At 74.0% G+C, this 21,285-nt stretch carries 18 protein-coding genes; 7 read left to right on the top strand and 11 right to left on the bottom strand.

Features of this window, described 5'->3' with window-relative positions:
• Nucleotides 1-35 precede the first annotated feature (35 nt).
• The 5 genes from TK50_RS18425 to TK50_RS18405 form a co-directional block, all read right to left on the bottom strand.
• Nucleotides 36-1,049: a coiled-coil domain-containing protein gene (locus TK50_RS18425; RefSeq protein ID WP_043966486.1), complete on the bottom strand. Its 1,014-nt coding sequence runs from the start codon at nt 1,047-1,049 to the stop codon at nt 36-38.
• Nucleotides 1,050-1,194: 145 nt separating this feature from the next.
• Nucleotides 1,195-2,043 (bottom strand): inositol monophosphatase family protein, encoded by an 849-nt coding sequence (locus TK50_RS18420; protein WP_043965370.1) that lies wholly within the window; start codon nt 2,041-2,043, stop codon nt 1,195-1,197.
• The gene (locus tag TK50_RS18415) at nt 2,036-2,488 is read right to left on the bottom strand and encodes a response regulator (protein WP_043965367.1); all 453 of its coding nucleotides are present in this window, start codon (nt 2,486-2,488) and stop codon (nt 2,036-2,038) included. Before TK50_RS18415 ends, TK50_RS18420 begins: the two co-directional genes overlap by 8 nt.
• On the bottom strand, nt 2,485-4,278 hold the full coding sequence (locus tag TK50_RS18410) for a sensor histidine kinase (RefSeq protein ID WP_043965365.1): 1,794 nt from the start codon (nt 4,276-4,278) through the stop codon (nt 2,485-2,487). The genes TK50_RS18415 and TK50_RS18410 overlap by 4 nt, the downstream gene beginning before the upstream one ends.
• On the bottom strand, nt 4,275-5,483 hold the full coding sequence (locus TK50_RS18405) for a PP2C family protein-serine/threonine phosphatase (RefSeq protein WP_144420326.1): 1,209 nt from the start codon (nt 5,481-5,483) through the stop codon (nt 4,275-4,277). Before TK50_RS18405 ends, TK50_RS18410 begins: the two co-directional genes overlap by 4 nt.
• Before the next feature lie 295 nt (nt 5,484-5,778).
• On the opposite strand from TK50_RS18405, the gene TK50_RS18400 reads away from it, so the two are divergent.
• Nucleotides 5,779-8,160: a M28 family peptidase gene (locus TK50_RS18400; protein ID WP_043965362.1), complete on the top strand. Its 2,382-nt coding sequence runs from the start codon at nt 5,779-5,781 to the stop codon at nt 8,158-8,160.
• Nucleotides 8,161-8,427: 267 nt separating this feature from the next.
• Here TK50_RS18400 and TK50_RS18395 read toward each other — a convergent pair whose 3' ends face one another.
• Both TK50_RS18395 and TK50_RS18390 read right to left on the bottom strand, forming a co-directional pair.
• On the bottom strand, nt 8,428-8,682 hold the full coding sequence (locus tag TK50_RS18395; protein ID WP_030329768.1) for a Smr/MutS family protein: 255 nt from the start codon (nt 8,680-8,682) through the stop codon (nt 8,428-8,430).
• Between the two features lie 353 nt (nt 8,683-9,035).
• Nucleotides 9,036-9,404: a tetratricopeptide repeat protein gene (locus TK50_RS18390; RefSeq protein ID WP_043965357.1), complete on the bottom strand. Its 369-nt coding sequence runs from the start codon at nt 9,402-9,404 to the stop codon at nt 9,036-9,038.
• A gap of 133 nt (nt 9,405-9,537) precedes the next feature.
• On the opposite strand from TK50_RS18390, the gene TK50_RS18385 reads away from it, so the two are divergent.
• From TK50_RS18385 to TK50_RS18375, 3 genes are all read left to right on the top strand, one after another.
• The gene (locus TK50_RS18385; RefSeq protein ID WP_043965355.1) at nt 9,538-11,175 is read left to right on the top strand and encodes an ABC-F family ATP-binding cassette domain-containing protein; all 1,638 of its coding nucleotides are present in this window, start codon (nt 9,538-9,540) and stop codon (nt 11,173-11,175) included.
• 88 nt (nt 11,176-11,263) lie between these two features.
• Entirely contained in the window at nt 11,264-11,581 is a 318-nt protein-coding gene (locus tag TK50_RS18380; RefSeq protein ID WP_043965353.1) for a hypothetical protein, read from the top strand.
• Between the two features lie 82 nt (nt 11,582-11,663).
• Nucleotides 11,664-12,389 (top strand): methyltransferase domain-containing protein, encoded by a 726-nt coding sequence (locus TK50_RS18375; protein WP_043965350.1) that lies wholly within the window; start codon nt 11,664-11,666, stop codon nt 12,387-12,389.
• A 48-nt stretch (nt 12,390-12,437) separates the two neighbouring features.
• On the opposite strand, the gene TK50_RS18370 is transcribed toward TK50_RS18375, so the two are convergent.
• From TK50_RS18370 to TK50_RS18360, 3 genes are all read right to left on the bottom strand, one after another.
• The gene (locus TK50_RS18370; protein WP_043965348.1) at nt 12,438-13,844 is read right to left on the bottom strand and encodes a hypothetical protein; all 1,407 of its coding nucleotides are present in this window, start codon (nt 13,842-13,844) and stop codon (nt 12,438-12,440) included.
• Complete coding sequence (locus tag TK50_RS18365; protein WP_043965346.1) at nt 13,841-14,314, bottom strand: hypothetical protein; 474 nt, start codon at nt 14,312-14,314, stop codon at nt 13,841-13,843. Before TK50_RS18365 ends, TK50_RS18370 begins: the two co-directional genes overlap by 4 nt.
• Nucleotides 14,315-14,448: 134 nt before the next feature.
• Complete coding sequence (locus TK50_RS18360; RefSeq protein ID WP_043966484.1) at nt 14,449-15,459, bottom strand: LacI family DNA-binding transcriptional regulator; 1,011 nt, start codon at nt 15,457-15,459, stop codon at nt 14,449-14,451.
• A 93-nt stretch (nt 15,460-15,552) separates the two neighbouring features.
• On the opposite strand from TK50_RS18360, the gene arfA reads away from it, so the two are divergent.
• The gene (gene arfA / locus TK50_RS18355; RefSeq protein ID WP_043965344.1) at nt 15,553-17,064 is read left to right on the top strand and encodes an arabinosylfuranosidase ArfA; all 1,512 of its coding nucleotides are present in this window, start codon (nt 15,553-15,555) and stop codon (nt 17,062-17,064) included.
• 40 nt (nt 17,065-17,104) lie between these two features.
• On the opposite strand, the gene TK50_RS18350 is transcribed toward arfA, so the two are convergent.
• Nucleotides 17,105-18,592 carry an amino acid permease gene (locus TK50_RS18350; RefSeq protein ID WP_241774052.1) on the bottom strand — a complete coding sequence of 496 codons (1,488 nt, stop codon included), beginning with the start codon at nt 18,590-18,592 and terminating at the stop codon, nt 17,105-17,107.
• 285 nt (nt 18,593-18,877) lie between these two features.
• Here TK50_RS18350 and TK50_RS18345 point away from each other — a divergent pair, with 285 nt between their 5' ends.
• Both TK50_RS18345 and TK50_RS18340 read left to right on the top strand, forming a co-directional pair.
• The gene (locus TK50_RS18345; protein WP_043965342.1) at nt 18,878-20,554 is read left to right on the top strand and encodes a glycoside hydrolase family 10-like protein; all 1,677 of its coding nucleotides are present in this window, start codon (nt 18,878-18,880) and stop codon (nt 20,552-20,554) included.
• 182 nt (nt 20,555-20,736) lie between these two features.
• The gene (locus TK50_RS18340; protein ID WP_043965340.1) at nt 20,737-21,261 is read left to right on the top strand and encodes a phospholipase; all 525 of its coding nucleotides are present in this window, start codon (nt 20,737-20,739) and stop codon (nt 21,259-21,261) included.
• The last annotated feature ends 24 nt before the right edge of the window (nt 21,262-21,285 follow it).

The following is a 21,285-nucleotide window of genomic DNA, read 5'->3' as shown; positions in this document are numbered from 1 at the left end:
GTCGCGATGGTACGCAGCGAAGCTGGGCCCCCGGGTCAGTACATCGAGAGATGAACATGGTTCGTATGGTCGGCGGCGGGGCTGCCGCTGCCGCTGTACGCCCGCCACCCGGTGTTCGGCATCCAGATCTGCCGGTACCAGATCACGTAGAGCACGCCGAGCCGGCTGGCATTGTTCTTGAAGTAGTTGGCCAGGCTGTCGCCGTACGCCTTGTCGCCGCCGGTGGCCGTCTCGTCCTTGAAGCCGTTGGTGGCGGCGGAGAAGTCGCAGGCCCGCCCCTTGGGGTGCTCGCCGCTGCCGCCGCTGCGGTAGCAGGAGACGTACCGCTTGTAGCCGGCGGCCTTGGCCTGCTGGAGGGCGTGCAGGGTGCGCGGGGTGATGCAGCCGGAGGTGGTCGGGTCGTTCACCGAGCAGGACTCGGACGGCCAGCTGCCGTCGGAGTTGCGCGGGGCCGGCTTGGCCGAGGCGGAACCGCCGCTGAACCCGGAGCCGCCACCGGAGCTGACCGCCGCGAGCGCCGTCTCGGCCTCCCGCTTCTTCTTGGCCAGCGCCGCGAGCTGCTTCTGCTGCTCCCGCACCTCCGCGTCGATGGCGATCTTGGCGCGGTTCGCCTCGTCCCGGGTCTCGATCATCTCGCGCAGCCGGCGGCTGTCCCGCTGGGCCATCACGTCCAGCTCGACGGCGCGGTTCAGGAACGCCTCCGGGGACACCGACTGGATGAGCAGCGCCGGCGCGGTCATCCGGCCCAGCCGGTACGACTGTGCGGCGACCTCGCCGACCTGCGCGGTCAGCCCCACCAGCCGGGTCTCGACGGTCTTGAGCTGGGCGGTGAGCAGCTGCTGCCGGCGCTTGGAGTTGTCGAGCTTCGCCTTGGCCTCGATGTGTCCCTTGGCGGCGGACTCCAACGCCTCGCGGAGCTTCTTCGTGCCGCCCTCGTTGGGTTCGGCGGCGGCCGGCACGGCGCCCACGCCGAGCAGCAGCGCCACGGCGACGAGCAGCACGGTCAGCGGCCCCCGGCCGCGACGCCGGATGAGGCTGGTCCTGGGCACGGCGGCGTCCCTTCCCTCGACCACCGGCTCCCGGTGGTGCGCGGCGGCCCCCACCGACGCCGGGCGGCGGCCCGCAGGCGGAGACCGCCGGTCAGGATACCGGACCGGGCAGCGGCGGACGCCCCGGCGGATGCTCCCACGGATGTCAGTCGAGGATCAATGCCTCGCGGGCCTCGGCCCACACCCGCTCGTTCGCGGCGACCAGCAACCCCGGCGCGTCCTCGGCCGGGTGGTAGTCGCTGCCGTCGAACCGGCGGGCCACCCCGCCGGCCTCGCGGACCAGCAGCGCCCCGGGGGCATGGTCCCACGGCAGGGTGCGCCAGAAGAGCACGAACTGTTGCTCGCCGACGAGCATGTCGAGGTATTCCCGACCGGCGCAGTGCTGGCCGGGCAGCAGCGCGCCGATGCGCTCCCCGCCGGCCTCGGCCCGCCGCCGCAGCTTCGGCGGCAGGAACTGGGTCATCGCCGTGCCGCGCAGCTCGCCGGGCGGCGGCACGGCGTCGCCGATGCGCACCGGCGCGCCGTTCACCGTCGTGCCATGGCCCGCGCGGGCGACGGCCAGGGTCCCGCCCAGCGGGTCCAGCACCCACGCGCCGACCTGCTCCCCGCCGGTCAGCAGCGCCACCATCAGCGCGAACGGGCGCCTGCCGGCGGCGAAGTTGGCGGTGCCGTCGACGGGGTCGACCAGCCAGACGTCGCCGCCGCCGCTCAGGTGCCCGCCGCCGGCCCCGCCGGGGCGCAAATGCCCGAGCAGGGACGAGTCGTCGGCGACCGCCTCCTCGCCGACCACCACGGAACCGGGGCGCAGCCGGCGCAGCCCGGCGCTGATCAGCTCCTCGGCCCGCTGGTCGGCGACGGTGACCAGGTCACCGGGGGCCTTCTCCGTCACGTCGGCGTCGTCCAGCTGCTGGAACAGGGGCAGCACGACGTCCGTCGCCGCGCGGTGCAGCAGCTCGGCGACGTCGTCGGTCAGGGTGTCGGTGAGGTCAGCCACGCGGCGGCAACTTCACCACGCTGACGAAGAACTCGTCGATCTGCCGGACCACCGCGATGAACCGCTCGAAGTCGACAGGCTTCGTGACGTACGCGTTCGCGTGCAGCTGGTAGCTGCGCAGGATGTCCTCGTCGGCCTGGGAGGTGGTCAGCACCACCACCGGGATGCGGCAGAGCTGCTCGTCCTGCTTTATCTCCTCCAGCACCTCCCGGCCGTCCCGGCGGGGCAGGTTGAGGTCGAGCAGGATCAGGTCCGGCACCACCGCGTCCGCGTACTTGCCCTCCCGGCGCAGGTAGGCCAGAGCCTCCGCGCCGTCGGAGACGACGGTCAGCCGGTTGCGGAGCTTGTGCTCCTCGAACGCCTCCTGGGTCATCAACACGTCGCCCGGGTCGTCCTCGACCAGCAGGACCTCGATCGGGCTCTTGCCGTCTGCGGGCGCGGTCATCCCACCGCCTCCTTCGTGCCGTCGCTGTCCTGGGTCCCGTCGGTCCCCTCCGCCCGCGCGCCGCGTGGCCGGGGCACCTCCACCCGGGCCCCGCCGTCGTCGGCCGGCTCGACCGGCGCGCCGCCCTCCACGGGGTCGGCCCCGGCCGCCTCGCCGGTCGCCGGCTCGTCGCCCGCCGTCGCCTCGTCGCCCGTCGCCTCGCCGGCCGGCGGCTGCTCGGCGGCCCGCGCGGCGGCCTCCACGTCCTCCGGCAGCGCCGGGAGGGTGAACCGGATCGCGGTGCCCTCGGCGGTGTCGGTGTCCACCCAGACCCGGCCGCCGTGGTATTCGACGATCTTCTTCACGATCGCCAGCCCGATGCCGGTGCCCGGGTACGCGTCCTTGGAGTGCAGCCGCTGGAAGATCACGAAGATCTTGTCCGCGAACTCCGGCTCGATGCCGATGCCGTTGTCCTGGCAGCTGATCTCCCACTCGTCGCCCACCAGCCGCGCGGAGACGTGCACCCTCGGCGGCACGTCCGGGCGGCGGAACTTGATCGAGTTGCTGACCAGGTTGGCCAGCAGGTTCGTCAGCAGGGGCTCCTCGCCCCGGATCGTCGGCAGCGCGTCCCAGGTCAGCTCGCCGTCGGCGTACTGCCGGGCGGCCTCGGTCTGCCCCGCCACGTCGCCCATCACCTCGTTGAGGTCGACCTCGGTGAAGCCGGTGGTGAGCCGCCCGATCCGGGAGAACGCCAGCAGGTCGTTGATGAGCCGCTGCATCCGCTGCGCGCCGTCCACGGCGAACGCGATGTACTGGTCGGCGCGCTCGTCGAGCTGCCCCGCGTACCGCCGCTGCAGGAGCTGGCAGAAGCTGGCCACCTTGCGCAGCGGCTCCTGCAGGTCGTGCGAGGCGACGTACGCGAACTGCTCCAGGTCCCGGTTGGACCGGACCAGCTCCTCGGCCTGCTTCTGGAGCTGGCTGTTGACCCACTCGATGCGCTCCCGGGCCTCCCGCACCTCGGCCAGGTCCTTGGCGATCTTCTGGCGCATCGCGTCCACGTCGTCGGCGAGCCGCAGGAACTCCGGCGGCCCGGACCCGGCGATGCGGTGCTGGAAGTCGCCCTTGGCCACCTCGCGGACCTGCTCGGCCAGGCCCGTCAGCGGCCGGACCACCATCCGCTCCAGCGAGATCAGCAGCACCGCCCCGGCCACCGCCACCACCAGCGCCGCCCCGACCAGCAGCAGCACCAGCATGCTGCTGGTGCGGTAGATGTTGTCGGCGCCCTTCTCGCGCTCGACGAGGATGCCCTCCTGGAGCTGGCTCACCGAGTTGCGGATGACGTCGAAGCGCTGCCGGGACTCCTCCGTGATCAGCGCCCGCCCGGCGGTGGTGCCCTGCTCCTCGGTGGTGCGGATCACCGGCTCGGCGACCGTGCTGCGCCACCGACCCGCCTCCGCCTCGACCGTGTCGAGCTGGCGGGCCAGCGCCGGGTAGACGCCGATGAGGCCACGCATGCTCCGGTAGAGCTGCTGCTCGCGCTCGCCGCCCTGGACGTACGGTTCGAGGTCCCGGCGGTCGCCGGTCAGCGCGTACCCCCGGATCGCCGTCTCCTGGTCGACCAGCACGCTGAGCAGCTCCTGCGACTGGGCGCGCAGCGGGCCGGTGCGGTCGAGCACCGAGTGGGTGTAGTCGCGGTTCTTCGCGGCCACGGCGATCTCGACCGCCACCGACGCGCCCAGCAGCACGCCCACGACGGCGAGCAACGCGACGACCCGGCGGCGCAGGGTCCAGCCGGCGGTGCGTGCCGTCACCGGCCACCGCCCCGGGTCACCAGGAGCATGGCGACGTCGTCGGCGAGCGGGCCGCCGTTGATCTGCTCGGCCCGCCCGACCAGCCACGCCGGCAGCTCGGCCAGCGGCACGGCGAGATTGTCCCGGTCGCTGAGCAGCTCGGTCAGGCCGGGGACGTCGAGCCGCTCGTCGCCGTCGCCGACGCGCCCCTCGATCAGGCCGTCGGTGTACATCAACAGGGACCAGTCATCGGTGTCGAACTCCAGGTCGAAGGCCACGGGACGGCGGGGACGGACGCCCAGCAGCAGGCCGCCCGGCGCCGGCACGGGCGCGACCTTACCCCCGGACAGCAGCAGCGGCGGCGGATGCCCCGCGAGGCGCACCGTGGCCGCGTTGCCGGCCAGGTCGAGCCGGGCGGTCGCCACGGTGGCGAAGATCTCCTGGAGCCGGCGCTCGCTCATCAGCACCTGCTCCAGGGCCGGCAGCACCTCGTCGTCGGGCACCCCGGCCAGCACGAGCGCCCGCCACGCCACCCGCAGCTCCACCCCCAGCGCCGCCTCGTCCACGCCGTGCCCGCAGACGTCGCCGACGATCAGGTCCACCCGGTCCGGGCGGGTCTGCACCACGTCGTAGAAGTCGCCGCCGATCAGCGCCGCGTGCCGGCCGGGCCGGTAGAACGTGTGCACCGCGACCTCGTCGGTCGACATCAGCGGCTGGGGCAGCAGGCCGCGCTCCAACCGGGCCGACTCGGCCTGGCGCAGCTCCACCTCGCGCAGCCGTCGCGCGTTCTCGTCGGCCCGCTTGCGCTCCACCGCGTAGCGCAGCGCCCGGGTCAGCAGCACCCCGTCGACCTGGCCCTTGACCAGGTAGTCCTGCGCGCCCTCGGCGACCGCGACGATGCCCAGGTGCTCGTCGGAGCGCCCGGTCAGCACACAGACCGCCGCGCCACTGGACATCTCCAGCACCTGGCGCAGCCCGTCCAGCCCCTGCGCGTCGGGCAGGCCGAGGTCGAGCAGCACGCAGTCGACGCCCATCATCCGCTGCCGGGCCTCGCTCAGGCTGGTCGCGACCAGCAGGTCGATCGACGAGTTGGTCTCGGCGAGCAGCTCGCCGACCAGGAAGGCGTCGCCCTCGTCGTCCTCGACCAGCAGCACCCGCAGCCGCTCGCCGGGCGGCAGCACCGGGTGGTGACCCAGGCCGCCGGCGGCCGGGAACGCCCGGGGCACGACGGGGGAACCGGCAGGGCCGGCCCCCCGGGGCGGCCGCGTCACCGCACCGGGACGAGGGAGATCGCTGGTGATGTCGGGCTCCTTCCGAGTGCCCTGCTGATCCTGTATTAGACAACGCTCCCACACAACACGACGGGTCCGGCACGGACGGGATGCCGCCGGTCACCACCCAGCGCGGACAAAGGGAACAAGTGCCGCGGGGAGTCCCGCCGCGGGGCCCGACGGTGCAGGATGGTGCCCACCCTGGCCCACCACCCCGAGGCCCGGCCCGGCCCCACCCCGAGGAGTACCCGTGGGCGCACCGCCCCCCACCCGCGCCGCCGACCGGGCGCTGGCCCGCCCCCGCCGCCGCCCGCTCGCCGCCCTCGCCGCGCTCGCCGCCCTGCTCGCCGTCGGCGGCACCGTCGCGTACGACCTGGACACCCCCGCCCCGCGCCCCGCCGACGCCCCCGCCGACGAGTTCAGCGCCGCGCGGGCGTACCGGAACGTGGAGACGATCGCGGCCCGGCCGCACCCGGCCGGCAGCCCGGCCAACGACCAGGTCCGCGCCCACCTGGAGGGCGTGCTGCGCGGCCTCGGCCTGGAGACCACCGTGCAGGACACCGTCGCCCGGGAGGCCGGCCAGCTCAGCGGGGCCGCCGCCGGGTCGACCCTGGCCCGGGTCCGCAACGTCGTCGCCCGGCTGCCCGGCACCGACCCCACCGGCAAGGTGTTCCTGGTCGCGCACTACGACTCGGTGCAGTCCGGCCCCGGCGGCAACGACGACGCCGCCGGCACCTCCACCATCCTGGAGGTGGCCCGCGCGCTGGCCGCCGGCCCCCGCCCCCGCAACGACGTCGTGTTCGTGCTCACCGACGCCGAGGAGGCGTGCCTCTGCGGGGCGTCCGCGTTCGCCGCCGACCATCCGCTCGCCGCCGACGGCGGGGTCGTGCTCAACCTGGAGGCACGCGGCTCGACCGGCCCGGTGATCATGTTCGAGACGTCCCGGGACAACGCGAAGCTCGTCGACGTGTTCGGCCGCGCCGCCCCGCACCCCGTCGGCACCTCGTTCGCCGTGGAGATCTACCGGGCGCTGCCCAACGACACCGACTTCACCGCGTTCCTCGACCGGGCCGGCTTCGTCGGGCTCAACTCCGCCTACATCGACGGCGGGGCCGTCTACCACACGCCGCTGGACACCCCGGCCGCGATGGACCGGGCCAGCCTCCAGCAGCACGGCGACAACGCGCTCGGCCTGGCCCGCGAGTTCGGCCGGGCCGACCTCAAGGCCCTCGACGCCGGGCACGACGCCACCTACTTCCCCGTCCCCGGCGGGCTCGCCCGCTACCCCGGCTGGCTGGTCCTGCCGCTGGCCGTCGCCGCCCTGCTGGCCGTGGCCACGCTCGGCTGGCTCGCCCGGCGGCGCGGCCGGACCACGTACGGGCGGCTCGCCGCCGGCTTCGCGCTGGGCCTGGTGCCGATCGTCGTCGCCCCGCTGGGCGCGCAGCTGCTCTGGGCGGGCGTCACCGCCGTCCGGCCCGGCTACGCCGAGCTGCTCGACCCGTACCGGCCCACCTGGTACCGGCTCGCCGTGGTGGCGCTCGCCGCCGCGACCCTGTTCACCTGGTACGCCCTGACCCGCCGCCGGGTCGGCCCCGCCGCCCTCGCGATCGGCGGGCTGGGCTGGCTGGCCGTACTCGGCATCGTGCTGGCGGTGCTGGTGCCCGGCGGGGCGTACCTGACGACCCTGCCCGCCCTGGCCGGCGCGGCGGCCGGGCTCATCGCGCTCACCGTGCGGATCGACGGCCCGTGGCCCGTCGTCGCGGCGACCGCGGCCGGCGCGGTCGCCGTGGTCATCCTGCTGCCGACCGTCGTCCTGCTGTTCCCGGCGCTCGGCATGGCGATGGGCGGCGTCGCCGCGCTGTTCGCGGTGCTGCTCGGCCTGGCCGCGCTGCCCGTGGTGGACCTGCTGCACCCCGAGGCCGGCGGCCAGCGCGGCCTCGTCGCCGCCCGCGCCCGCCGGGCCGGCGCGCTCCCGGCCGTGGCCGCCGGGCTCGCGGCGGCGGTGTTCGCCGGGGTCGGGCTCGCCGTCGACCGCTTCGACGCCGCCCACCCCGTGCCCACCCACCTGATGTACGCCCTCGACGCCGGCACCGGCCAGGCCCGCTGGCTCAGCCACGAGACCGCCCCCCAGCCGTGGACGGCCCAGTTCGTCGACGGGGCCACGACCGTCGCGGACTTCCCCGGGCTCGGCGACACCGAGCTGCGCTCCGGGCCGGCGCAGGCGGCGAACCTGCCCGCGCCGAAGCTGGAGGTCCTCGCCGACACCAGGTCCACGGAACAGCGGACCGTGCGGGTGCGGGTCACCCCGCAGCGCGAGGTACGCCTGCTCACCCTGCACGTCGACGGCGCGACCGAGGTCGAGTCGGCGGTGGTGGCCGGCCGGCCGGTCCCCGGCGGACGCGCCACCGGCACCCCCTGGGGCTTCGGGATCGTGTTCCACGCCCCGCCGCCGGAAGGGATCGAGGTCATCCTCGTGCTGGCCGGCGGCTCCGGGCCGGCGGCGCTGCGCGCGATGGACGCCAGCGACGGGCTGGACGCCGTCCCCGGGTTCCGGCCCCGCCCGGCGGACGTCGGGGTGGTCGGCTCGCACAGCTCGGAGATGCTGGCGGTGGCGCGGACGTACCCGCTGTAGGGGTTGGGGTTCGCCGGTTTGCGGTGAGGTTCGCCGGGGCCCGCCCGCTCCGGGCGGTCAGGCTTGATCCCTCCGCGGGCGGGCCCCGGCGAACCCCTCATGTCGTCCCGGTCCGCCCGCATCGGCGGCGGCGGGCCCGGACCTGGGGAGATCTTGGAGCGAAACGGCCCCTCCAGGGGCCGAAATCCTCCAAGATCCGGCGCGTGGTTGGTCAGGGGTGGCTCGTCGACACTCGGGGCCGGCTTAACGGCAGCAGGAACACCGGCACTACTTCCAACGGAAGTGGACGAAGAGCCGGCCGAAGTTCTTCGAGTCCTTCTCCACCCGGTGGTAGAGCTGCTTGACGTCCTTCTGGTCGAGGAAGCGCAGCACCCGCTTCTTGAGCTGGCCGGAGCCCTTGCCGGGGATGATCTCGACGAGGGTGGCCTTCTTCGCCACCGCCTCGTCCATGATCCCGCGCAGCGCGCGGTCGATGTCGTGGCCCTTGTTGAAGATCTCGTGCAGGTCCAGCTTGAGCTTCATCCCCCCTCCACCACCTGCGCGACTCCCATGGCAGCCCATGGTAGGCCCGCGGCACAGCGGGACACCACGCGAGCGGTCCGCCCGGCGGCACCGCTGCCGGCGCGCCCTTTGCTCTGCACCCACGCGCGCAACAGCAACCCAGCGTAAGCGTCGCCATGTCCAGCGCCCCACCCGCAGGCTCACATATTCCCAGTTCAGCAAGGGTGTGCGTCGGTGGGTGCAGAGCAAAGGGGAAGCGAGATGTTGGGCGGGTTCGGGCCACAGTTGCGCAGAGTCACTCACGGCCCGGCGCGCGGCGGCGGGAGGTGGTGCGCGCCGGGGAAGGGCGCGTTGCCCCTCCCCCGGCGGCGCGGTCAGTGGCCGCCGCTGACCCGGTTCTCCACCCGGCGCAGCGCGGTCGTGTAGTCGGTGTTCGTCGAGTACATCGCGGCGGCGATGCGCAGGTGCCGCAGCGCGTCCGCCGGGCGGTTCATCCGCTCCAGCGTCCGGCCCAGCACGTGGTGCGCGTAGTGGTCGCTCGGGTCCCGGTCGACCAGCTCGCGCAGCTGCTCCTCGGCGCGGTTGAGCTGCGCCGTCTGGAAGTAGGCGCGGGCCAGCAGCTGCCGCACCGCGGAGTTGCCGGGCTCGGCCTCGACGATCGGCTCCAGCAGCCGCACCGCCCCGGACGCGTCACCCATCTCGAAGAACATGGTCGCCCGTCGGTAGTCCGCCAGAAGGTCCATCGACCCACCTCCTCGTCTCGCGCCGGCACCTGATCCGACGCTGGCACAACACCGGCCGGACCGCGAGTGTTCCGCCGCAGGAAGTTGCAGCCGGACGAGGCGTCAGGAAGGGGCCCGATAGGCTCGCTCCCTGATGAGCGCGACATTGGTGGTCAAGGATCTCGCGGCCGGGCACGGGGAGCGGCTGCTCTTCTCCGGGCTGGACCTGGTGGTCGCCCCGGGCGACGTGGTCGGCCTGGTCGGGGTGAACGGGGCGGGCAAGTCGACGCTGCTGCGTACCCTCGCGGGGCTGCTGCCCGTCGAGGCCGGCAGCGTCACGCTGAGCCCACCCACCGCGACCGTCGGGCACCTGCCGCAGGAGCCGGAGCGCCGGCCCGGGGAGACCGTGCGGGACTTCCTGGCCCGCCGGACGGGGGTGACGGCCGCGCAGGCGGCCCTGGACGCGGCGACCGAGGCACTGACGGCCGGGGCGGCCGGGTCCGACGACGCGTACGCCGAGGCGCTGGAGCGGTGGCTGGGCCTGGGCGGGGCGGACCTGGAGGAGCGGGCCGAGCAGGTGGCCGCCGAACTGGGGCTCACCGTCGACCTGGACCACCCGATGACGGCCCTGTCCGGCGGCCAGGCGGCCCGTGCGGGGCTGGCCTCGCTGCTGCTCAGCCGCTACGACGTGTTCCTGCTCGACGAGCCCACCAACGACCTGGACCTGGCGGGCCTGGACCGGCTGGAGAGGTTCGTCACCGGGCTGCGCGCCGGCACGGTGCTGGTCAGCCACGACCGCGAGTTTCTCACCCGCACGGTGACCCGGGTGCTGGAGCTGGACCTGCACCAGCAGCTCGTCCGGCACTACGGCGGCGGCTACGCGGCGTACCTGGAGGAGCGGGAGGTGGCCCGCCGGCACGCCCGCGCCGAGTTCGAGGAGTACGCCGACACCCGGGCCGCGCTGGAGGCCCGCGCCCGCACCCAGCGGGCGTGGATGGAGAAGGGCGTGCGCAACGCCCGCCGCAAGGCCACCGACGGGGACAAGAACGTCAAGCACCACCGGGGCGAGACCTCGGAGAAGCAGGCGGCGAAGGCCCGGCAAACGGACCGGCTGATCGAGCGGCTGGAGGTGGTCGAGGAGCCGCGCAAGGAGTGGGAGCTGCGGATGGAGATCGCCGCCGCGCCCCGCGCCGGCGCCGTCGTGGCCGCGCTGCGCGATGCCGTGGTACGCCGGGGAAGCTTCACCCTCGGCCCGGTGACCCTCCAGATCGACTGGGCCGACCGGGTGGCGATCACCGGGGCGAACGGGTCCGGCAAGACGACGCTGCTCGCCGCGCTGCTGGGGCGGCTGCCGCTGGACGCCGGCCACGCCTCGCTGGGCCCGGGGGTGGTGGTCGGCGAGGTGGACCAGGCCCGGGGGCTGTTCCTCGGCGAGCAGCCGCTGCTGGACGCCTTCCGGCTGGCCGTACCGGAGCTGTCGCCGGCGGACGCGCGGACGCTGCTGGCCAAGTTCGGCCTGCGGGCCGACCACGTGCTGCGGACGGCGGCGTCGCTGTCGCCGGGCGAGCGGACCCGGGCGGCGCTGGCGCTGTTGCAGGGGCGCGGGGTGAACCTGCTGGTGCTCGACGAGCCGACGAACCACCTGGACCTGGCGGCCATCGAGCAGTTGGAGTCGGCGCTGGCCGGCTACCCGGGGACGCTGCTGCTGGTGACGCACGACCGGCGGATGCTGGACGCGGTGGCGGTCAACCGCCGGGTGCGGGTGGACGCCGGCCGGATCACCGAGGAGTGACGGCGGGCGGCTCGCGCCGCTCCGTCGCCGGGCGGATCGCCTGCTCCGACGGCGTGCCGACCGGGGCCGGCGGGGTGACAATGACTCCATGCTCAAGTGGGAGTACGCGCTGTTGGTCCGGCGCCGCCAGGCGGCCAGCACGGACGTCGGCTGGGAGCTGGTGTTCATCTGGTACGGCCCGGACGGCTCGATGGTCGACGTCACCCCGTACGGGGACACGGCGCTGGCGCACCTGAACCGGGCCGGCGACCAGGGCTGGGAGCTGGTCGGGATGAGCGAGGACCCGTCGCAGCCGGGCAGCAGCGAGCTGCACCGGTACCACCTCAAGCGGCCCAAGGCGGCTTCCGCGCCGCCCCGGCAGCGGATCCGGGGTGTGGGCCGGGCCGCCCGGCGCATCACCGGCTGACGGCTCGTCCTCCTTCGGGGGACGTTGCCCGGCCGGGGTGTAGCGACCGCCCAGCCGGGTACGGGCGCACCGGAGGTGGCCCATGGTCGCGACGGCCCTGACCGCGCCCTCGGCCGAACGGCTGCGGGCGGTCGACGAGTTCCTCGCCGAGGCGTGGGCGGATCAGGCGGCCCACGACGCCCGGCTGCGTGACCTGGCGGTGCGGGTGCGCTTCGACCGGGGCGTGGCCCACCTGACCGGGGAGGTCGCCGACGCCGCGCAGCTGCGCCTGGTGCGGGAGCTGATCGGCCGGCTCGCCGGGGTGTTCGGCGTCTGGGGCCGGGTGCGGGTCGCCGGCCGCGAACCGGTCGTGGTGGACCTGGGCTGCGGCGGCACCAAGCAGTATCCGCAGAACCTGGGGCTGGACATCTACCCCGCCCCGGGGGTGGACGCGGTGGCCGACCTGTCCGGGTCGCTGCCGCTGGCCGACGACTCGGTGGACGTGCTGTTCGCGGTGCACATCCTGGAGCACCTGATCGACTTCCTGCCGCTGGTGGACGAGTGCCACCGGGTGCTGCGCCCGGGTGGGGTGCTGCACGTGATGAGCCCCTGGTGGGGGCACGTGAACGCGGTGGCCGACCCGACGCACGTGCGGCTGCTGGACGTGCAGACGTTCAAGGGCATCTGCCTGCAACGCCCGCCGGGCACCCCGCGCTGGCATCCCCTGCACGTGGGCTGCGACGGTGCCAGCATCTTCGCCGACCTGACCCCGCTGGGCGCGGACGACCCGGCACCGGAGCCGCCGCACCTGGCCCGCTTCTTCAGCTGACACCCGGCCGTCGGCCCGGCTGCCCCGGTCCCGGTGGCCCGGCGCCGGTCAGCCGGGCGCGTACCCCGGTGGGCGGGGCCACTGCTCCGCCTCGGGATCCACCCGTCGGGGCGCTCCGGGGGGCGGCGGCGACGGGGCGACGGTCGGGGCCGGCGGTGCGGGCGGCAGCGCGGGCTCCGGGGCGGGGCCCGGGGCGGCGGCGGTGGCCGGGGCGGCCACGCCCGTCGGTTGCGTCGCGCGCGGCTGCCAGGGCCTGTCACCGGCGAGCAGGCTGCGGAAGTCGAACTGGCACTTCGGGCAGGTCCGCAGGGCCGTCTCGGCCCGCCGGTCGCCGCACCGCTGACAGTACGTCACCACCGTCTCGTCGGCGTCCATGCCCTGACAGCGCGGGCAGGCGAAACTGGGCCCCTTGCCGTTGAGCTGCACCAGCCGTCCGGCCAGCACGTACGGGGTGACCACCGCGCTGATGCTGCTCGCCAGGTCCCGGGTCCTGCGGGTGCGTTCCTGCAACCGTTCCAGATCGGGGTTGGTGACCTTCTCCAGCCGGCAGGTGGTGCAGGTGCGCAGGGTCCGCACCGGAAGCATGCCGCGGATCCGGGCCTGCTGGTGCAGGAAGGTCACCACCGGCACGTCCGCCGGGTCGACGGTGAACCGGGCGGCCGGGGCCGACCCGACGGTGCCGGCGACCGCGGCGAGGTGTTCCTCGATCCGGACGACCAGTGACTGCACCTGCGCCACCAGATGGGGTGGCATCCCGTCGGGGCGGCTGGCCACCAGGGTGCCGACCATCAGCATGCCGTCGGCCAGTTCGGCCGGCACCTCCGCGACGGCCTGCGGTGTCTCGAAGGTGAAGGTCTCGGTGCCGGCGCGGCTGACCGACGCCCGGCGCGGGGTGGCGGCGTCCCCGTCGAGCAGGCGGGAGGCGTGCCGGGACAGCACCGCTCCGGCCCGGTTGGCGATGCCGGCCGCGTTCTGCATGATCGCCACGTCGCCGGGGCCGGTCTGCCGCCACCAGGGCGCGAACGCGGCGGCGGCCGGGTCGAGCCGGCCCAGCACGCCGTCGACGGCGCTGAGGACGGACCCGAACAGCTCGACGTAGACGGAGGTCAGACCCCAGTTCCGGCCCACCTTGCCGACCCAGCGGTCGGCCAGCAGGACGGTGACCCGGGTGCCGGCCGCGTCGGCTTCGAGACCGACCCGCAGGAAGACGGGCACCCGGGTGGCGGAGAGGGTCACCCCGCCGAGCTTCGACCCGCGGACCGCCTCCAGCAGGCTGAGCTGCTCGGCGCGCAGGTCGAAGGCGAGGTCCCGGATGGCGCGGAGCAGGTGCTGCCGGACCACGCTCGCCGGGGCGGCGACCCGGCGTTCCGCGCCGGCGGCGAGCCGGCCGGCCTCGGCGGCCAGCACGGCCGGCTGCGGTCGGCTGCCGGGGTCGTTGTCGTCGGCCCAGCTCATTCCGCGATGTCGAAGCTCGTGCCGGCGTCGAAGCCCGTGCCGGCGTCGTACGTGTCGTAGGGGGCGACCTCCGCGACGGCGGTGTCCAGGTGGGTGCCGGCCTGGGCGGCGTAGTCGAACGAGACGTCGTAGTTGCCGCCGGCCAGGTCGGCGTGGTTGGCGGCGGTGTCGAAGGCGCTGGCGGCGATGTCGGTGTTGCCGGCGGCCAGGTTCTCGTTGGCGTAGTCGACCCAGTCCTGCGCCGAGTCGGCCCACTGGTCGCCGCTGTCGGCGTGCCAGGCCGACCAGTCCTGGTCGGCAGCCGCCCCGGCCAGTTCGCTCTCGACGGCGTCCACCACCGGCTCCGGCAGGACCGGCTCGACCGTCGGCGCGATCGGTTCGACCACGGGCTGGTCGAAGGTGGCGATGCCGGCGTCCGTGACGGAGGTGTCAGCGGACAGGTAGTCGCCCCAGCTCGAATCGGCGCTCATCTCGCCCCCACTTTTCTGCTCGTCCCCACGTGCCGCCACATCATCGCGACTCGCCGTCACCGCGCCCATCCCCTGTTCGGCGTCAGCCGGCGGCACGACTGTCGCATGTGGACGAACAGACGCCTCGGGCGGGGTCAGCGGCCGAGGGTGCTCTCCCGGGTGTCGAGCCGGTAGGGGACGGTGAGCACGCGGGGCGGGCCGCTCCGGTCCCCGTCGATCCGGTCGGCCAGCAGGTCGACGGCCAGCCGCGCGATGCGTTCCTTGTCGGGGGCGACGGTGGTGAGGGTGGGGACGGCGAAGCGACCGTCCTCGATGTCGCCGAAGCCGGCCAGCGCCACGTCGCCGGGGACGCGCAGGCCGGCCTCGTGCAGCGCCCGCAGGGCACCGAGGGCGAGGGTGTCGTCGAAGCAGAGGACGGCGTCGGGGCGTACCCCCGAGGTGAGCAGGTGGCGCACGGCCGCCGCGCCGTCCGCGCGGCGCCAGGCCGGCGCGGACGCGACGAGGCGCTCGTCGTAGGCGATGCCGGCCTCGGCGAGCGCGGCGGCGTAGCCGGCGAGGCGGAGCCGGGCGCCGGTCCCCTCGGGGGTGGGCCGCGCGCCGATCGCGGCGATGCGGCGGCGGCCGAGGGCGAGCAGGTGGGCGGTGGCCACGCGGGCGGCGGCCACGTCGTCGATCGTCACGTGGTCGGCGGGGCCGGGGTCGACGCGCTCCCCGAGCAGCACCGTCGGGGTGCCGTCGTGGAGGTTGGCGAGGTCCTCGGCGGCGAGGGCCGGCGGGCTGAGGATCAGGCCGTCGATGAGGTGGCCGCCGATGCCGGCGGCGACGGCCCGCTCCCGCTCGGTGCCGCCGCCGGTCCGGGCGATCAGGACCATCCAGCCCTGTTCGGCGGCGGCGGTGACGACGTGCCGGGCCAGTTCGGCGTAGTAGGGGGCGTCCAGCTCCGGCACGGCCAGGGCGATCATCCCGGTACGTCCCGTGCGCAGGTTGCGCGCCGACAGGTTGGGCCGGTAGCGCAGCTCGGCGATGGCCTGCTCGACGCGGGCCCGGGTGTCGGGCCGCACGTGCTGGTAGCCGTTGACGACGTTGGAGACGGTCTTCACGGACACGCCCGCGCGCTCCGCCACGTCCTTGAGCCGGTGTCGCACCGCCACCTCCGCGCTGGTGCCGCGAGCGCCCCTTTACACGTCGAGTACAACGTTATAGAACCGACGGGACATCGACGAAAGGCGGATTCCCCGGTGACCGCGAAGCTGACCATCGACCCGGCCTTCGCGATCGGCCCGGCCGACCGCCGAATCTTCGGCTCCTTCGTCGAGCACCTGGGGCGCTGCGTCTACGGCGGGGTCTACGAGCCGGGCCACCGCAGCGCCGACCCGCACGGCCTGCGCGGCGACGTGCTGGAGCTGACCCGGGAGCTGGGCGTCTCCGTGGTCCGCTACCCCGGCGGCAACTTCGTCTCCGGCTACCGCTGGGAGGACGGCGTCGGCCCGGTCGCCGACCGGCCCCGCCGGCTCGACCTCGCCTGGAAGACGATCGAGACCAACGCCTTCGGCCTCGACGAGTTCATGACCTGGGCGGCGGCGGCCGGTGTCGAGCCGATGATGGCCGTCAACCTCGGCACCCGGGGCGTGCAGGAGGCCTGCGACCTGCTGGAGTACGCCAACCACCCCGGCGGCACCCGACTGTCGGACCTGCGTCGCTCCCACGGCGCGGAGCAGCCGTACGGGGTGAAGCTGTGGTGCCTCGGCAACGAGCTGGACGGCCCGTGGCAGGTCGGGCACAAGACCGCCGAGGAGTACGGCCGGCTCGCCGCCGAGACCGCCCGCGCGATGAAGATGATCGACCCGTCGGTCAGCCTGGTCGCCTGCGGCAGCTCCGGCCGGGGCATGCCGACGTTCGCCTCCTGGGAGGCGACGGTGCTGGAGCACACCTACGAGCTGGTGGACTACGTCTCCGCGCACACCTACTACGACCCTGCTGACGGCGACCGGGCCAGCCTGCTGGCCTCGGCGGTGGACATGGACCACTTCATCGCCGAGGTGGTCGCCACCGCCGACCACGTGGCGGCGAAGCAGCGGCACCGGCGCAAGCTGAAGATCTCGTTCGACGAGTGGAACGTCTGGTACCAGTCCCGCCTCCAGGCCGACCTGGACCGGCGCGGCTGGGTCGAGGCCCCCACCCTCATCGAGGACGACTACACGGCCGTCGACGCGGTGGTCGTCGGCGACCTGCTGATCACCCTGCTCCGGCACGCCGACCGGGTCGGGGTGGCCTGCCAGGCGCAGCTCGCCAACGTGATCGCCCCGATCCGCACCCGCACCGGCGGTCCCGCCTGGCGGCAGAGCATCTTCCACCCGTTCGCCCTCACCGCCCGGTACGCCCGCGGCACGGTGCTGCGCACCGAGCCGGTCTGCCCGACGTACGCCACGAAGCGCTACGGCGACGTCCCGGTGCTGGACACCGTGGCGGTGCACGACGAGGAGACCGGCGCGCTGACCGTGCTCGCGGTCAACCGGGGCACCGCCGACCTCCCCCTCGACCTGGACCTGCGCGGCCTGCCCGGCCTGGCCGGGGCGGCCCACCTGACCCTCGCCGCCGGGGACGACCCGGACGCCGTCAACACCGAGGCCGAGCCCGACCGGGTCACGCCCCGGGAGCTGGCGGCACCCACCCCCGACGGGGGTCGCTGCGCGGTGCTGTTGCCGGCGGTCTCCTGGAACCTGCTGCGCTTCGCCCCCACCGGCGCGTAGCACCCGGTGGGGGCGGGTGAGAAGGGGGCCCTTCTCTACCTCAGGCGTTGACCGGGGGCCCTTCCTTGCGCGCGAGGCGGTTGCGGCGGTAGCCGTAGCCGAAGTAGATGAGCCCGCCGAGCACCATCCAGATCAGGAACCGGATCCAGGTCTCCACCGACAGGTTGAGCATCAGGTAGAAGCAGGCCAGCGCGGAGACGATCGGCAGCACCGGCGAGAACGGCACCCGGAACGGCCGCTCCAGGTCGGGGCGCTTGCGGCGCAGGATCGGCACGGCCACCGAGACCAGCACGAACGCGCAGAGCGCGCCGATGCTGACCAGGTCGGCCAGGGCCGACAGCGGCAGGAAGCCGGCGAGCAGCGCCACGGCCACCGTCATGACGGCCGAGATCCGGTACGGGGTGCCCCAGCGCGGGTGCACCTTGGCCACCGACGGCGGGATCAGCCCGTCGCGGCTGATGGCGAAGCCGATCCGGCCCATGGCCACCAGGTCCACGAGGATCACGCTGGTCAGGCCGGCGACGGCGGCGATGGAGACGAGGATGCCGGCCCACTCGGCCCCGACCGCGTTGAACGCGGAGGCGATCGGCGCGCCCCGGTCGATCTCGGTGTAGGGGACCATGCCGACGACGACCAGCGAGACGCCGATGTAGAGCACGGTGGAGATCAGCAGGGTGCCGAGCAGGCCGAGGGTGAGGTCCCGCTTGGGCCGCCGGGTCTCCTCGCCGAGGTTGGCCACGGCCTCGAAACCGGTGTACGCGAAGAAGACCACGGCGGCGGCGCTGAGCACGCCGACGAACCCGAACACGGACGGCTCCAGCCCGAACAGCGCTTGGGTGACGGGCTGCTTGATCCCGTCGTCGCCGGCGCCGGCGGGCTCGGCCGGCGGGATGAACGGGGTGAGGTTCGCGGCCTTCACGAAGAACAGGCCGGCGACCACGATGAAGACGCAGATGGCCACCTTGACCAGCACGAGCAGGTTGGTGACCCGGGCGGACTCGCGGATGCCGACGATCGCCACGACGCCGAGCAGCAGCACGACGGCGATCGCGCCGACGTTGACGATGCTGCCCTCCTCGCCGAACCAGGCGGTGGGCAGGCCGAGCAGTTCGGCGAGGTAGCCGGACCAGCCGCGGGCCACCACGGCCGCACCGAGGGCGAACTCCAGCAGCAGGTCCCAGCCGATGATCCAGGCGACGATCTCGCCCATCGTCGCGTACGCGTAGGTGTAGGCGCTGCCGGCGGTCGGCACGCTGGAGGCCAGTTCGGCGTAGCAGAGCGCGGCGAGCAGCGCGACCACGCCGGCGATGGCGAACGAGATCACCACGCCGGGGCCGGCGCTGTCGCGGGCCTCGATGCCGGTGAGGGTGAAGATGCCGGTGCCGATGACGATGCCGATGCCGAAGCCGGTGAGGTCACGCGCGCCGAGGCGGCGCTTGAGACCGAGGCCGCCGTCCTCGCCGTCCGCCTCGCCCTGGGCTATCACGTCCTTGATCGGTTTGGTACGCAGCACGGACACCGCGCTCACCCCTCCCACCGTGCGACCACCACCGTGGCGGCCGGTGACCGGCCAAGCTACCCAGCCCGGCGACCCGCGAATCACGACTTCGGGTGTCGATACGGTCACGGTCCGCCACGCGGCCGAGGCGCTCCGGTACGGGTTCGAGGTCGGGAGGGCATCGATCCGGCCGGAGGTCTTGCGCCGGGCCCGCCCGGTGTGAAAATTTCCTACCAGCGCAAGATTGACTGCGGCGGTTCTTGCCGCAGCAAGCATCGCGCCCGCCCGCCGAGCCCCACCGAAGGGACGCACCGGATGAAGGCAACTCGGCTCAGAGCCGCCGGGCTGGCCGTGGCCCTGCTCGGCGCGCTCGTCGCCGCCCCACCGACCGCCGCCGCCGCGGCTGCGAACGGCAGCGGCACCGCCACGCAGGCCGACACCACCGCCGCCTGCGCCACCGACCCGGCCACCCCGAAGCGGCAGTTCCGGGCCATGTGGATCTCGTCGGTGGTGAACATCGACTGGCCGACCAAGGCGTCGCAGACCGCCCCGGACCGCGCCGCCGCCCAGCGGGCGGAATACCTGGGCTGGCTCGACCTGGCGCAGCGGCTGCACCACAACGCGGTGGTGGTGCAGGTCCGGCCCACCGCCGACGCGTTCTGGCCGTCGCCGCACGAGCCGTGGTCGGAGTACCTGACCGGGGTGCGCGGGCAGGACCCGGGCTGGGACCCGCTGGCGTTCCTCGTCGACGAGGCGCACAAGCGCAACCTGGAGTTCCACGCCTGGTTCAACCCGTACCGGATCTCCATGCCGGCCCCCGGCGGCGCGGGCGCGGACCTCACCCAGCTCGCGCCCGACCACCCGGCCCGCCAGCACCCCGAGTGGACGTTCGCGTACCCGCCGGCCGGCGTCGCCGGCAGCCGGCTCTACTACAACCCCGGCGTCCCGGCGGTCCGCGAGTTCGTCCAGACCGCCATGATGGACGCCGTCACGCGGTACGACGTCGACGGCGTGCACTTCGACGACTACTTCTACCCCTACCCGAGCGGCACCTACCAGGTGCCCGACGACGCGACGTTCGCCGAGTTCAACCGGGGCTTCACCGACCGGGCCGACTGGCGGCGGGACAACATCGACCTGCTGATCCGGGAGATGAACGACCGGATCAAGGCCGCGAAGCCGTGGGTGAAGTTCGGCGTCAGCCCGTTCGGCATCTGGCGCAACGCCTCGGCCGACCCGAACGGCTCGGACACCACCGGCAGCCAGTCGTACGACATCATCTCCGCCGACACCCGCAAGTGGGTCAAGCAGGAGTGGATCGACTACATCGTGCCGCAGCTCTACTGGTACATCGGCCAGTACCCGGCGGCCGACTACGCCCGGCTGGTGCCGTGGTGGGCCGAGACGGTGCGCGGCACCCGCGTGCAGCTCTACATCGGCCAGGCCGACTACAAGAGCGGCGACCCGGCGTACGGGTCGTTCTGGCAGAACCCGCGCGAGTTGTCCGACCACCTGACGCTCAACCGGGCGTACCCGGAGGTGCTGGGCAACGTGCACTTCTCGGCCGTGCAGGTGCGGGCGAACCGGCTCGGGGCGACCGACCTCTACGCCGCCGAGCACTACGCGCGCCCCGCCCTGGTGCCGGCGATGCCGCACCTGCCGGCGAAGCCGCTGCTGCCCCCGGTGGTCACCGGCGCGCAGCGGCAGGCCGACGGGGTGCGGCTGAGCTGGCGGCAGCCGGCCGACGGCGTGGGCCCGCTGGGCCGGGCGACGTCGTACGCGGTCTACCGGTTCGACGGGACCGGCCCGGCCGGCGCGTGCGGCTTCGCCGACGCGTCCCGCCTGGTCGGCACCGTCCGGGCCACCCCCGGCGCGACCCAGTCCTGGGTGGACGCCACCGCCGAGGCCGGCGCGCGGTACACGTACCACGTGACGGCGCTGGACCGGCTGTGGAACGAGAGCCCCGTCAGCCCGCCGCGCTTCGTGCGCTGAGGGCTGGCGGCACGGACGAGTGCCCCGGGCGCCCCAGCGTCCGGGGCATTCGTCTGTTTCAACTGATGTCACCAGATGTTGGTTTATGACGTACTCGACCCTCCGCGGTGTGATCGACACTTGTCGAATCCGGTGACCCGCCGGTAACCAGCCACACCGCACACCCCCGCGGAGGTCCCCCCGTGCCCAGACGCCTCGCCACAGTCCTCGCCTCCGGCGCGCTCGCCCTGCTCGCGGCGCTCGCGGTCGCCTCCCCCGCGACCGCCGCCGTCAGCACCAGCCAGAAGCTCAGCGTGCTGTCGAGCTGGACGCAGACCAGCGCCAGCAGCTACAACACCTGGAACTCGGCCCGGCAGAACCAGTCCGCCTGGGCCGAGTACGCCTTCAACTGGTCCACCGACTACTGCTCGTCCAGCCCGGACAACCCGCTCGGGTTCAACTTCAAGCTCTCCTGCCAGCGGCACGACTTCGGCTACCGCAACTACAAGGAGATGGGCCAGTTCCCGGCCAACAAGGCCCGGGTGGACAGCGCCTTCTACGAGGACCTGAAGCGGGTCTGCGCCACGTACAGCTCGGTGGTCCGCCCCGCCTGCTACAGCCTCGCCTGGACCTACTACGAGGCGGTCAGCATCTTCGGTTCCGTCGCGGCGGTCCGGCAGGCCGACATCGACCGCGCCGCCCGCATCAAGTCCGCCGCCGAGCGCTGAGGCGCGAAGAAGGGCCCCCTGTCA

The organism is Micromonospora haikouensis (assembly GCF_000876225.1).
In the GTDB taxonomy this organism is placed as follows: Bacteria; Actinomycetota; Actinomycetes; order Mycobacteriales; family Micromonosporaceae; genus Micromonospora; species Micromonospora haikouensis.
The sequence above is the reverse complement of the archived record's forward strand: the minus strand, read 5'-3'. Positions and strand labels throughout refer to the sequence as shown.

What these genes read in the sequence shown, in the direction of transcription:
- TK50_RS18365 (WP_043965346.1), bottom strand. Translation starts at nt 14,314, where the DNA reads ATGAGCGCCGATTCGAGCTGGGGCGACTACCTGTCCGCTGACACCTCC.
- TK50_RS18395 (WP_030329768.1), bottom strand. Translation starts at nt 8,682, where the DNA reads ATGAAGCTCAAGCTGGACCTGCACGAGATCTTCAACAAGGGCCACGAC.
- TK50_RS18385 (WP_043965355.1), top strand. Translation starts at nt 9,538, where the DNA reads ATGAGCGCGACATTGGTGGTCAAGGATCTCGCGGCCGGGCACGGGGAG.
- TK50_RS18345 (WP_043965342.1), top strand. Translation starts at nt 18,878, where the DNA reads ATGAAGGCAACTCGGCTCAGAGCCGCCGGGCTGGCCGTGGCCCTGCTC.
- TK50_RS18380 (WP_043965353.1), top strand. Translation starts at nt 11,264, where the DNA reads ATGCTCAAGTGGGAGTACGCGCTGTTGGTCCGGCGCCGCCAGGCGGCC.
- TK50_RS18415 (WP_043965367.1), bottom strand. Translation starts at nt 2,488, where the DNA reads ATGACCGCGCCCGCAGACGGCAAGAGCCCGATCGAGGTCCTGCTGGTC.
- TK50_RS18375 (WP_043965350.1), top strand. Translation starts at nt 11,664, where the DNA reads ATGGTCGCGACGGCCCTGACCGCGCCCTCGGCCGAACGGCTGCGGGCG.
- TK50_RS18370 (WP_043965348.1), bottom strand. Translation starts at nt 13,844, where the DNA reads ATGAGCTGGGCCGACGACAACGACCCCGGCAGCCGACCGCAGCCGGCC.
- TK50_RS18390 (WP_043965357.1), bottom strand. Translation starts at nt 9,404, where the DNA reads ATGGACCTTCTGGCGGACTACCGACGGGCGACCATGTTCTTCGAGATG.